Origin of the sequence: Pseudoalteromonas sp. NZS127_1 (assembly GCF_015864295.1) — a bacterium.
In the GTDB taxonomy this organism is placed as follows: domain Bacteria; phylum Pseudomonadota; class Gammaproteobacteria; order Enterobacterales; family Alteromonadaceae; genus Pseudoalteromonas; species Pseudoalteromonas arctica.
Map to the genome: position 1 here is coordinate 20,094 of NZ_JADYXO010000020.1, position 12,145 is coordinate 32,238.

12 protein-coding genes are annotated in these 12,145 nt (G+C 39.0%); 4 read left to right on the forward strand and 8 right to left on the reverse strand.

Going from position 1 to position 12,145, the window contains the following annotated elements:
* Window positions 1-14: 14 nt before the first annotated feature.
* The 4 genes from I6F50_RS16100 to prmB all read right to left on the reverse strand — a co-directional run bounded on the left by I6F50_RS16100 (window position 15) and on the right by prmB (window position 3,363).
* Complete coding sequence (locus I6F50_RS16100; protein ID WP_165725678.1) at window positions 15-662, reverse strand: glutathione S-transferase family protein; 648 nt, start codon at window positions 660-662, stop codon at window positions 15-17.
* A 106-nt stretch (window positions 663-768) separates the two neighbouring features.
* Entirely contained in the window at window positions 769-1,146 is a 378-nt protein-coding gene (locus tag I6F50_RS16105) for a DUF4112 domain-containing protein (protein WP_024591638.1), read from the reverse strand.
* A 119-nt stretch (window positions 1,147-1,265) separates the two neighbouring features.
* The gene (gene aroC / locus I6F50_RS16110) at window positions 1,266-2,363 is read right to left on the reverse strand and encodes a chorismate synthase (protein WP_008138551.1); all 1,098 of its coding nucleotides are present in this window, start codon (window positions 2,361-2,363) and stop codon (window positions 1,266-1,268) included.
* A gap of 64 nt (window positions 2,364-2,427) precedes the next feature.
* Window positions 2,428-3,363 carry a 50S ribosomal protein L3 N(5)-glutamine methyltransferase gene (gene prmB / locus I6F50_RS16115; RefSeq protein ID WP_165725676.1) on the reverse strand — a complete coding sequence of 312 codons (936 nt, stop codon included), beginning with the start codon at window positions 3,361-3,363 and terminating at the stop codon, window positions 2,428-2,430.
* 152 nt (window positions 3,364-3,515) lie between these two features.
* Here prmB and smrB point away from each other — a divergent pair, with 152 nt between their 5' ends.
* The gene (gene smrB / locus I6F50_RS16120; protein WP_007377742.1) at window positions 3,516-4,073 is read left to right on the forward strand and encodes an endonuclease SmrB; all 558 of its coding nucleotides are present in this window, start codon (window positions 3,516-3,518) and stop codon (window positions 4,071-4,073) included.
* A 27-nt stretch (window positions 4,074-4,100) separates the two neighbouring features.
* Window positions 4,101-5,030 (forward strand): AEC family transporter, encoded by a 930-nt coding sequence (locus tag I6F50_RS16125; RefSeq protein ID WP_007580614.1) that lies wholly within the window; start codon window positions 4,101-4,103, stop codon window positions 5,028-5,030.
* Between the two features lies 1 nt (window position 5,031).
* Here I6F50_RS16125 and I6F50_RS16130 read toward each other — a convergent pair whose 3' ends face one another.
* From I6F50_RS16130 to sixA, 3 genes are read right to left on the reverse strand one after another with little or no spacing between them, the layout of a single operon-like run.
* Window positions 5,032-5,769, reverse strand: coding sequence for an SDR family oxidoreductase (locus tag I6F50_RS16130; protein WP_197176713.1), 738 nt, complete (start codon window positions 5,767-5,769; stop codon window positions 5,032-5,034).
* 8 nt (window positions 5,770-5,777) lie between these two features.
* Window positions 5,778-6,131: a RidA family protein gene (locus I6F50_RS16135; RefSeq protein WP_024591642.1), complete on the reverse strand. Its 354-nt coding sequence runs from the start codon at window positions 6,129-6,131 to the stop codon at window positions 5,778-5,780.
* Between the two features lie 24 nt (window positions 6,132-6,155).
* Window positions 6,156-6,626, reverse strand: a complete 471-nt coding sequence (gene sixA, locus I6F50_RS16140) for a phosphohistidine phosphatase SixA (RefSeq protein WP_197176715.1) — start codon at window positions 6,624-6,626, stop codon at window positions 6,156-6,158.
* 192 nt (window positions 6,627-6,818) lie between these two features.
* Here sixA and I6F50_RS16145 point away from each other — a divergent pair, with 192 nt between their 5' ends.
* Window positions 6,819-9,542 (forward strand): insulinase family protein, encoded by a 2,724-nt coding sequence (locus tag I6F50_RS16145; protein WP_197176717.1) that lies wholly within the window; start codon window positions 6,819-6,821, stop codon window positions 9,540-9,542.
* Window positions 9,543-9,596: 54 nt separating this feature from the next.
* Window positions 9,597-11,849, forward strand: coding sequence for an EAL domain-containing protein (locus I6F50_RS16150; protein WP_007580604.1), 2,253 nt, complete (start codon window positions 9,597-9,599; stop codon window positions 11,847-11,849).
* Here I6F50_RS16150 and I6F50_RS16155 read toward each other — a convergent pair.
* Window positions 11,846-12,040, reverse strand: coding sequence for a hypothetical protein (locus tag I6F50_RS16155; protein WP_007580601.1), 195 nt, complete (start codon window positions 12,038-12,040; stop codon window positions 11,846-11,848). The two genes, I6F50_RS16150 and I6F50_RS16155, sit on opposite strands and share 4 nt — an antisense overlap.
* Window positions 12,041-12,145: the final 105 nt, after the last annotated feature.

Below are 12,145 nucleotides of genomic sequence, written 5' to 3' on the forward strand. Positions count from 1 at the left end.
TAAGAAAACAATAATTATACAGGCGTTCCTGCTTCATCACACTCTACAATATCGGTCTCGGTTAATGCCTGAGTGATCCATGCTTGCAATACTGGGCAGCGCATAACAAAGTCACAATATTGCTGTGCCTCTGGCGATAACGTAATTTGATAGGTTTTTAAGCGCAGTACAACAGGCACATACATGGCATCAGCAATACTAAAGTCACCAAAAAACCACTCATTTGGAAACACATCTTGTTGCTGTGCAAATATTTCGTCTATACGGGCTATGTCTTTTAGTGCTTCGCTCGATAGGTCTACTTTACGGGTTGCTCTTATATTCATTGGCATTTCACTGCGCAGTGCCACAAAGCCTGAATGCATTTCAGCGCTTAGTGCACGCGCTTTAGCTCTTTGGGTAATATATTTTGGCCATGCAGCGCCTGATAAGTAAGCATCGTTAATATATTCACAAATTGCTAGCGAATCCCATACCTGTAAATCGCCATCAATTAACGCTGGGACTTTTTGCAAAGCAAAGGTCTTTTTTAGTTCATTGTAAAAGTCGGGGGTGTCGAGTACTAGCTGGGTTTCACTAAACTCAACATCAAATTTACTCATTAAATACCATGCGCGTAATGACCAGCTAGAGTAGTTTTTATTACCGATAAATAATTGCATATTGTAAATACCAAAGTGAATAGACGCTCCTACCATACTAGGTGATTTAACAACCAACAACATTTTGTTTAAAGTCTCTTTGCTAACTGTTACTTAAAGCTATTAATTACTCACTCAACTGCTTGTTTAAATGCTTTTTTAATAGTTGTGTATTACGCGTGTTAGCTTTAAAAAAGGCATCAAAAATATCACCAAAAAATGGCACTAAACCGCCCACAAAGTCTATGAGCATATTGATAATCATCTTAGTCTTTATACGTTTACTCACACCTAAACGCTGCGCTTCTATCAGCACATAACTTGATAAAATTAGCCCTGCGGCATCACCTATAACGGGAATTAAACCAATCACAGCCTCTAGGCCTATATTAAATTTAGTAAAAGGAATACCAATACTGCTATCGGTTAACTTACTGAAACGTTCTAAGCGGGCTATTGCAGCTTGGGCTTTTATTTGTGAGTGTTCATTAATATTATCGTTCATGATTACTCCCCTCCTTTGTACAGTATATAGGGCTTACTTGAACAACTCCTGAAAGGCTTTAAACTAAATTACAGACATAAAAAAACGCGGTAGTCCGCGTTTTTTATAATTATAAATACTTACACAGAGCCGTTAATTGGCCCGTGTTCGTGGTTTACATGTGGATTTTGTCCGCGTTGGCGCAGTAAATGATCCATTAATGTAATAGCCATCATTGCCTCAGCAATCGGGATTGCACGAATACCCACACACGGATCGTGACGACCTTTGGTGATCATCTCAACCGCTTCGTTGCTTGTATTAATGCTGTTACCTGGGATGGTAATACTCGACGTTGGTTTTAGCGCAATAGAAGCAATAATATCTTGCCCTGTCGAAATACCCGCAAGTACGCCACCTGCATGGTTTGATGTAAAACCTTCAGGGGTTAGCTCGTCGCGATGCTCAGAGCCTTTTTGCTCAACTACATCAAAGCCATCACCAATTTCCACGCCTTTAACTGCATTAATACTCATTAATGAGTGTGCAAGTTCAGCGTCAAGGCGGTCAAATACTGGCTCACCAAGACCTACTGGTACGTTGCTTGCCACTACTTTTACTTTAGCGCCAACTGAGTCACCTTGCTTTTTAAGGTCACGCATATATTCGTCAAGCGCTTCAAGCTTACTTGCATCAGGGAAGAAGAATAAGTTATTTTCAACTTCGTCCCAATCAAACGTTTCCGCCTTAATAGGACCTAGCTGGCTTAAGCATGCTTTAACTTCAATACCATGAAATTGCTTTAAGTATTTTTTAGCGATAGCGCCTGCCGCTACGCGTATTGCGGTTTCACGTGCAGAGGAACGGCCGCCACCACGATAATCGCGCAGGCCGTACTTATGCCAATACGTGTAATCGCCATGACCTGGGCGAAATACATCTTTAATTTTGCCGTAATCTTGCGAACGTTGATCGGTGTTTTCAATTAATAAACCAATGCTAGTACCTGTGGTTTTACCTTCAAAAACGCCTGCTAATATTTTTATTTGATCGCTTTCACGGCGCTGCGTTGTATAACGGCTTTGGCCTGGTTTTCGGCGATCTAAATCAATTTGTAAGTCGGCCTCTGTGATTTCAAGACCTGCGGGAGTACCATCAACAACGCCGCCTAATGCAACGCCGTGGCTCTCACCAAAGGTGGACACTTTAAATAACTGTCCAATGCTATTTCCTGCCATTAACTTTCCTCATTCCTAATGACTACCAATAGCCAAGCACACGGCTTGGCTATTCATTTTTTACTTATTTTGCAAAATACTCATCTAGCTGCTTTTTGCTAATTACAAATACACCTAAGCCGCCTTGTTCAAATTCAATCCATTCAAACGGCGCGCCCGGATACAGTGCATCCATATGTACCATAGAGTTACCAACTTCTACAAATAACAAACCGTTATCAGTTAGGTGTTCACTCGCTTCACTTAAAATAGTACGGGTTACATCTAAACCATCGTGGCCTGATGCAAGCCCAAGCTCTGGTTCATGATGAAATTCACGTGGTAAGTCAGCCATATCTTCTGCATCAACATATGGTGGGTTTGCTACTATTAGGTCGTATTTTTGACCTGGTACACCGCTAAATACATCAGACTGAATAGGTAACACACGATCAGTTAACATGTAATCGTTAATGTTAATGTCTGTCACTTCAAGCGCTTCATACGATATATCTACCGCATCAACTTGTGCCTGCTCAAAAGCTTGCGCAAGTGCAATTGCGATACAACCCGAACCTGTACATAAATCTAATATACGGTTAACCGATTGTGGCTCTTCAAGCCAGGGTGTAAAGCGGTTGCTGATAAGCTCAGCAAACGGTGAGCGAGGTATAAGTACACGTTCATCCACATAAAATGGCATACCCGCAAACCATGCAATGTTTGTTAAGTAAGGTACTGGTGTGCAGTCGTTAATACGTTCTGCAATAAGACCCGCAAGTCGGTTTTTTTCTGTGCTTGTTAAACGCGCGTGCATTAATTCTTTTGGCGCATCAACAGGCAAGCTAAGCGCAGGCAGTAATAAGCTTACAGCTTCATCCCATGCGTTATCTGTACCGTGTCCAAAAAATATACTACTACTTGCAAATTGGCTTGTAGTCCAACGTAACCAGTCATGTAAAGTTGACAGTTCTGCAACGGCTTCTTCGAGTGTTGCTTCTTCTATTTGTAAATCGCTCATATATTTTTACCTGTATTAGCTTACTGACTGTTTTGAGTCTTTAAGACGATTGCATTGCCTATCTGCGCTGGGCAAATTACAATTGCCCCTCATTTAAGTATTGTACCGCCTTTTGCGCTGCGTTTTTACGTTTTTTTGTTTAGGTAATAGTTATGAAAAAAGACACTCCATCACATTCGTCCCTAAGCAATGACGACATAAGCTTATTTCGTCAAACGATCACAGGCGCCAAAGTATTTAAACAAGATACTCATCGTTTTGATACAAAGCCTAAGGTGTCACAAGCTAAGCAATTTGCCCAGCAAAAAAAGCAGGCTCAATCTGAATTTTTCTTCTCAGACGTTTATATTCCCGATATAGACACCCACGGCACGGTTAAATATGTAAAACCAGGCCAAGATACCTTCCTAGCTAAACAGCTTCGCCGTGGTGACTTTGCACCCGATTTGACGCTAGATTTACATGGCTTAAATAAAGAACTTGCTAAAGATGAACTCGCTGGACTCATTCACGAATGTAAAAAGCAGCATTACTATTGTGCATGTGTAGTGCACGGTATTGGCGGCGGCGTACTAAAGCACAAAGTGCCTCAGTACTTAGTACAGCACCCTGACGTAATAGCGATGCACCAAGCCCCTCTCGAATATGGTGGTAGAGGCGCTGTACTCATACTAATTAATTTACCGCAAAGTGATGAATTTAGACGCTAACTTTAGCTATTACTAGGATGTAACTTCGTGCATATTTTTTCAATTATTTTTCCGCTCATTTTTATTGTGGCGTTTGGTTACAGCTGTTGCCGATTAAAATTTTTCGAAAAGCAGCATATTGCAGGCTTAAGTAAATTTACTTTTTATATTAGTTTGCCTGCTTTTTTATTGTTAAATATGTCGCAAATTAACTTACAGCAAAGCATTAGCCTTTTTGCATTTTTGAGTTTTTACATACCGGTTCTGAGTGTATTTGGGGTGGGTATTTTAATTGACCGCTTTTATTTAAATAAAAAGTATTTAAAAAATTACCAACAACACGGCGTCTTTGGACTTGCTTCTAGCTATTCAAATATGGTGTTAGTGGGTATTCCTATTGTTATTGCATCGCTTGGCAAAGAGATGATAGCCATTGCGTTTATGATCATTACTTTTCATAGCACATTGTTATTTGCACTTACTTTTTTAATAGGCGCTAAAGGCAGCAGCGATAAATTTTCGTGGTCGCACTTTGGAAAAAGTATGGTGTTAAATCCAATAGTACTGAGTATTGGATGCGGGCTTATATTAAACATTTTAGGAGTAACACTATTCACCGACTTAGCAAATAGTTTGGATCTATTAGCTAAACCAGCAATTGCCTGTGCGCTATTTGTACTTGGTGCTAATTTAGCTTTTTATAAAATAGCAGCAAATTGGCAACCCGCGTTAATAGCATCAATTTTAAAAATATTTTTATTGCCTGCGTTAGTTTTATTGGTAGGCACCTATGTATTTAAGCTAGACACGCAAATACTTAATGTATTGGTACTTTTAAGTGCGTCCCCTGTTGGCGTAAATGCTTATCTTATTGCGAGTCAAATAAAGCAGCATGAAGCTACTCTTGCTGGGGCTGTCGTACTTTCTACTATCTTAAGTGTTATTAGCTTTACGTTTTGGCTAGCTTTATTACTTTAGCTTACAAACCGCCGGCTACATCAACAAAACTACCCGTTGTAAAAGAAGCGTGCTCCGAAGCTAAAAAGTAAATTGCTGCAGCAACTTCCTCGGGTGTACCGCCTCTGCCAAGGGGTAATTTACTTTTAAGACGATCGACTCGATTTTTTTCGCCGCCATCACTATGCATATCAGTGTAAATAAGCCCAGGTCTAACAGAGTTAACACGAATACCTTTACTTGCCACCTCTTTTGCCAAGCCAATAGTAAATGTGTCCATTGCACCTTTAGATGCTGCATAATCAATGTACTCATTAGGAGAGCCCGTTTTAGCGGCCCCCGATGAAACATTAACAATACTACCGCCATTTCCCATTCGCTTTATTGCCTCACGACTACATAAAAAAGCACTGGTAATATTTGTAGTCAAAACTTCGTTTATGCGCTCAGCACTCATTTCCAGTAAGGGCATTTGCGGCTGTAATATCCCAGCATTATTTACAAGTACATCAAGTTGACCAAACTCTTTATCAATAAAATCAAACAACGCCAAAACATCCATCTCTTTGGACACATCTGCTTTTATAAATTGAGCTCTAACGCCAAAGCTTCTTACTTGATCAGCTACTAGCTTGGCACTAGCTAAATCAGCTTTATAATTAATGCAAACATCATAATCCTGCTTAGCAAAGTATAATGCCGTAGCTGCGCCAATACCTCGGCTAGAGCCAGTGATGAGTACAACGGGGGAGCGAGTCATTAACGCTATTATTCTTTTAAAGCTGCGACTACTGAAATTTCAACAAGCAGTGCATCGCGCGCCATTTTTGCTTCCACGCAAGCACGTGCTGGTGCATAACCTTCGGTTACCCACGCATCCCATACTGCGTTCATATCAGCAAAATATTCCATGCTTTTTACGTAAATAGTCGCACTAAGCATATGCTCTTTTGAGCTTCCTGCTTCATCAAGTAACGCCTCTACTTTATCGAGCATAGTTTGAGTTTGTTCTTTAATATCTTTTTGTGCGTCGGCGCATACTTGCCCACATAAATACACAGTACCGTTGTGTTTTACTATGCGGCTCATGCGCGCACCTGTTTGTAAGCGTTCTATCGTCATTTTAATTTACTCAATTATTTATATTTAAACATTTTCTGGGGCATTTATACTTAAATAACTACTACGCTGGGTTTGCTCATCGTAACTAATAACAGCTACAGCACCCGTATTAAAAATGGGCATATTGCCAGGGCTTAATTGATCCACTAAATAACTGACAATAGGCATATGGGCTACAATGAGCCACGTATTACATTGGGGGTGAGTAGCTATAAGTGTTTCGATGTAGTCAGCGGCAATTTGAGGTTTGCCCTCAGGGATTATATCGGACGTGGTTTCGCTAAATTTAAATTCGTTATTTTTAGCAACACCTGCAGCCGTTTGCTGCGCTCGAATGTAAGGACTAACTAACAGTGCATCAGGGTGATGTGTTTTATTGAGCCAAAGACCCATTTTTTCAGCTTCATCATGCCCTGCTTGGGTTAAATTTCTACCTGCATCATCAGCCTGCATGGGTGTTGCTTCGCCGTGGCGCATTATTAGGATTGTTTTCATAAAAAATCAACCAATTAAAGAATATAAAACAGTAGCCAGTTTGCCCGTTTGTCAGCTATATTGACAACATAAACCTATTTATTTCTAAAATAGTTCTTTCATGAGACTCAGGTAAATTTTCAAGCTATATTTCGCTTTCCTGAAGCCATCATCTGTTGTTAACAAGTAAACGTTTAGTTTCAGGAGCATCATTTGAATATCAGCCGCAATGATAACAGAGCATACCGCGCCTTTACACTGGACAATGGTCTAAAAGTACTATTAGTGCAAGATAAAGATTCTACAAAAGCGGCAGCATCAATGGCAGTTAACGCCGGACATTTTGACGACCCTCTTGACAGGCAAGGCCTCGCACACTTTTTAGAGCACATGCTTTTTTTAGGCACAGACCAATATCCAGATTCAGGCAGTTTTAATAATTTTGTTTCCCAAGCTGGCGGCAACACCAATGCATGGACTGGCACTGAGCATACCTGTTACTTTTTTGATATTAACAATCAAGAATTTGAACAAGCGCTAACCCAATTTAGTCGTTTTTTTATTGCTCCTCTTTTAAATTCAGCCGAAACAGAAAAAGAACGAAATGCAATTGAAGCCGAGTTTAAGCTAAAAATAAAAGATGATGGTCGCCGTATTTATCAGGCCCACAAAGAAACAGTAAATCCTGCTCATCCATTTGCTAAATTTTCTGTGGGTAACCTACAAACTCTAGCTGACAGAGAGCGCTGTATTAGCGACGAGCTACGTGATTTTTTTAATAACTACTACCAAGCTCAGTGGATGACGTTGGTTATATGCGCTAATGAAGAGCTAGATACTCTGCAAAGTTGGACGCAAACTTACTTTAGCGCAATTAACGGCAACAAAAACTTTAAAAAGCCAGAGATCAGTGAGCCACTTTATCGCAAGCAAGACATAGGGAAAATACTCCATATTGAGCCGCATAAGCATATGCAAAAACTTATTATTAGCTTTGCTATGCCTAATATTGATGACTTTTATCGTCACAAAACAGTAAGTTTTATAGCTCATTTACTTGGCTATGAAGGCGCCGGTTCTCTTTATTCTATTTTAAAGGAGCAAGGCTGGATCAATGCACTTTCTGCTGGCGGTGGTATTAATGGTAGCAACTTCAAAGATTTTAATATTAGTTTAGCGCTTAGTGATGAAGGCATTGAATACTTTGAAGATATTATTGAAATGGTGTTTGAATACATTTGCTTAATTAACCATAACACCGAAAAATTACCGCGCCTATATCAAGATAAAAAAAATCTATTACAAATAGCATTCGATAACCAAGAAAAGTCACGTTTAATTGATTGGGTTAGTAACTTAAGCATTAATATGCAGCATTACGATGAAGCAAATTACGTGCAAGGCGACTATTTAATGGAAGGCTTTAAAAAAGCGACCCACGAAATGGCCATGCAGTGGTTAACGCCACATAATATGCGCATCGTACTTATACATCCAGATGTAGAGCCTGAACATAAAACGGCATGGTACAACACACCATATAAAGTAGAACATATTTCACCTAGTTGGCTTGATGCCCTTAGCGAGATAAATAAGCCGTTGAGCGAAATGCTGCTACCTACAGCTAATCCTTATTTAACAAAAGAAGTGGTGTTATTTGATGTCGTAAAACCACAAACAAAACCCGAGTTATTAGTAAAAGAACCCGGTTTTGACTTTTGGTTTAAACAAGACAACACATTTCGTGTTGCTAAAGGCCATTTTTATTTGGCCATGGATTCTGATTTTGCCGTAAAAGATGTAAAACATATGGCACTCACCCGCTTATTTACAGATTTATTTATGGATAGTGTGGGCGAGCAATTTTATCCAGCAGAACTTGCGGGACTTAGCTACCACTTAACCTCGCATCAAGGTGGATTAACTCTACATACCGCGGGGCTTTCATCTAGCCAGTTAGAGCTTGTTGATCAATTAATAGATGCTTTATTTAATGTAGAGATCTGTGCAAAACGCTTTGCTGAATATAAAAAACAGCTTGTAAGGCATTGGCGCAATAGCAACCAAAACAAACCAGTCAGTGAGTTATTTAGCATTTTAGGCGCAAAAATAATGCCTTGGAACCCACAACCTGGGGAGCTTGCATCGGCATTAAAAAACACCTGTTTTCAGCAATTTAATGAGTTCAGAACAGACTTTTTTAAAGCACTACATGTTGAATCATTTTTACATGGTAACTGGCAGCAAAGTGATGCAATAGCCTTTCAAAAAAAGGTCGCAAATCACTTAAAAAACGCAACCATAATTGAAGATTTAAGACGCCCTCTTTTTGAAATTAAAAAAGTAACTCGCTACGAGTTAGAGCTTCCTTGTAACGACCATGCAATGGTTATTTACTATCAAGCGCAAACGGATTGCGTGGCCGAAAAAGTAAAAATGATGGCGTTAAATCATTTAATTAATCAAGATTACTTTAATGAATTACGAACTACACAGCAACTTGGTTATTTAGTAGGCGCTGGTTATGCACCATTTAACACGCGTGCTGGTATAGCATTTTATGTGCAGTCACCTAAGTTTGATGCAAAAACATTATTGCATCGACATAACCGTTTTATTAAAAACTACCTTGATAATATTGATGCACTTGATGAAAACGATTGGCAACAGCAAAAACACGGCCTTAGTACTCATATTGCAGAAAAAGATAAAAACCTGCGCCTGCGCTCACAACGGTTATGGCTTGCTATTGGTAACAGAGATCATGAATTTTATATGCAACAACGACTTTTAGATGCCTTAAATGCGCTAACCCTAAAAGAACTAAAAGTTTATGCACTAAGCCTATTTGATGATAATAGACCAAGATATGAGCTTTTAAGCTCGGCAAAAGTCAATAAATCTCAAAATATGCCCGTTTACTCTCAATCTCTTTGACACTAGGTTTAGCTTGTTTTAAATTATCATTTGTAAATTAGAAGTAATAAAAAAATGATAAAAATAATAATAAAACTAAGCATGCTTGTAGTACTTGCTTACTCATTTGAGCTTTTTGCCTTTGAGTCATCATTTAATTACAACTCCGACAATATACTTATACTAGCAAGCGCCATTATAGCGCTTGCTTTGCCCTACCTGTTATTTGTAATCCACAAACTTAGACGCTCACGCCGTCAACTCCGTCTTTCGGAAAAACGCCTTAAAAGTACTGTAGAAGGTAGCGGCGATACACTTTGGGACTGGAACATAAAAACAGGCGAAGTTATTCGTATTAACGATAAGTACTTAATGGATTCGACTACCTTAATGGGGTTTCCGCCAAACAAAGGCCTTATTCACCCTCACGATATTAATAACGTTGAGCACTTGTTAAAAGTACACTTTGCAGAGCAGTCTGCTTTTTTTGAAGCCACCTACCGAATCAAAGATACATTTGGTCGTTGGCATTGGGTACTCGATCGCGGAAAAATAATTGAAAAAGACGCCAACTTATCACCCCTTAGAATGACAGGTACCGTTCGCGATATATCACAGTTAAAATCAACGGAAGAGCGCTTAAACCTTTTTGCTAAATGTGTTGAATCACTCACTGACGCCTTAGCAATTTACGATAAAAACTTTAAACTGGTTGATATAAACCCGAGTTTTTTAACCTTGTTTGGTGGCGTACGCGAGCAATACTTAGGAAAAGATTTCAACCTATCTGGGTATGAGCCAAGCTACACAAACAGAATTATTGAAATAGTAAAAGAGCGCGAACATATCCAACAAGAAGTGAAGCTTCGTAATAGTGAGCGTGTTTTATTGCCTATAGAAATATCGATAGATGAAATTAAAAACGATCAAAATCAAATAACTAATTATGTCGTTGTTTATTCAGATTTAACAGAGCGTAAAAAAGCCGAATCGCAGTTACATAACTTATCGAATCGAGATCGCACAACTAGTCTGCCTAACCGAAATTTATTTTTTACTGATTTGCAAAAGCTAGTAAAGCTCAACTCGCATCACGCCTTGCTTGTATTCGATTTAGATAACTTTAAAAAAATAAATGACTCGTTAGGGCATCAACTAGGTGACAGCTTATTAGCTAAACTAGCAATGCGCTTAAATAAACTAACCCGCGAAAATGATGTATTTTATCGTTTAGGCGGCGATGAGTTTGCTCTTGTAATGTCTGACACTAACGACATACATGTAATTACACGTATGGCAAAACAGTTTTTAGCAGCCATTGCTACACCATTTAAAATGGCTGGCCACGAACTGGCAATCACCTCAAGTGTAGGCATTGTATTATTTCCAGAAGACGGTAATACGCCTGAACTGCTTTTAAAAAATGCAGATACCGCGATGTATCATGCTAAAAAGAAAGGTAACAGCTACTTATTTTTTAACGACACGATGAACCGTCAAGCCGTTAAACGACTGCAAATTGAAAACCTCATGCGCTTTGGTTTAAAAGAAGACCATTTTGAAGTGTACTACCAACCAAAAATGAATATTCGCACAGGCAAGCTAACCGGAATGGAAGCATTAGTGCGCTTTATTACACCCAAAAAAGGCATTATTAGTCCGGGAGTTTTTATACCTATAGCCGAGGAAACTGGCCAAATAATTGAAATTGGTGAAGTGGTATTAAACAAAGCCTGCAGAGACGTAAAAGAATGGCTAGATAGCGGTTTATTTAGCGGCCGAGTAGCTGTCAACTTATCAGCAAAGCAATTTAGCCTCCCCGATTTAACTTCTCGTATTGACGTTATTTTGCAAAAAAACGAATTACCTTCTTACTTTTTAGAGCTTGAAATAACAGAAGGTACTGTAATGGACGACCCTAAAGAAGCCATTGCAATTATGCGTTCGTTAAGTGCCCGAGGTATTCATTTAGCAATGGATGATTTTGGTACTGGTTATTCATCATTAGCGTATTTAAAGCAATTTCCGCTTAATACACTTAAAGTAGATAAAGCATTTATAGATGACATGACCAACGAACGTGGGCGTAATATGGTCGACTCAATAGTCACTATTGCGCATAACCTTGATTTGCATGTAGTTGCTGAAGGTGTAGAACAAGCTCATCAAATTGATATACTTAAAAAGCTTAATTGCGAAACAGTACAAGGTTATTACTATTCTAAGCCACTATCAAAAAGTGAATTTACTGAATTTTTAAAGCAGCAACAAACTAAAGCAGCCCCAAGCTTAATTAGAAAAAATAAAAATGTGGCGTCGATAAATTAAGGGCGCCATATACACGCATTTATACCTACATTTCTTACTAAAGCACGGCGATAATGTAGATTAAATAAGCACCAGGCCACAGGCCCAAGTAAACCGCCTAAAATAAGCCATCGCTTAATTGGCATACCTTTTTTAATGGCTTCTAAATACATTAAAGCTATAAATGCACTGCTTAGTAAAACTATAAACAAAATTACCCTTTAAAGTTGCTCAAAAATACGGCACTTATTCTAACGCTAACGTGATTAAATTTAAAGCAACAAATCCCCCGCGCGCACAAAAAAGCCGAAGCTGTT

Excerpts from the sequence above, each read along its gene's own strand:
- I6F50_RS16100 (WP_165725678.1), bottom strand. The coding sequence starts at position 662 with ATGCAATTATTTATCGGTAATAAAAACTACTCTAGCTGGTCATTACGC.
- I6F50_RS16105 (WP_024591638.1), bottom strand. The coding sequence starts at position 1,146 with ATGAACGATAATATTAATGAACACTCACAAATAAAAGCCCAAGCTGCA.
- aroC (WP_008138551.1), bottom strand. The coding sequence starts at position 2,363 with ATGGCAGGAAATAGCATTGGACAGTTATTTAAAGTGTCCACCTTTGGT.
- prmB (WP_165725676.1), bottom strand. The coding sequence starts at position 3,363 with ATGAGCGATTTACAAATAGAAGAAGCAACACTCGAAGAAGCCGTTGCA.
- smrB (WP_007377742.1), top strand. The coding sequence starts at position 3,516 with ATGAAAAAAGACACTCCATCACATTCGTCCCTAAGCAATGACGACATA.
- I6F50_RS16130 (WP_197176713.1), bottom strand. The coding sequence starts at position 5,769 with ATGACTCGCTCCCCCGTTGTACTCATCACTGGCTCTAGCCGAGGTATT.
- I6F50_RS16135 (WP_024591642.1), bottom strand. The coding sequence starts at position 6,131 with ATGACGATAGAACGCTTACAAACAGGTGCGCGCATGAGCCGCATAGTA.
- sixA (WP_197176715.1), bottom strand. The coding sequence starts at position 6,626 with ATGAAAACAATCCTAATAATGCGCCACGGCGAAGCAACACCCATGCAG.
- I6F50_RS16150 (WP_007580604.1), top strand. The coding sequence starts at position 9,597 with ATGATAAAAATAATAATAAAACTAAGCATGCTTGTAGTACTTGCTTAC.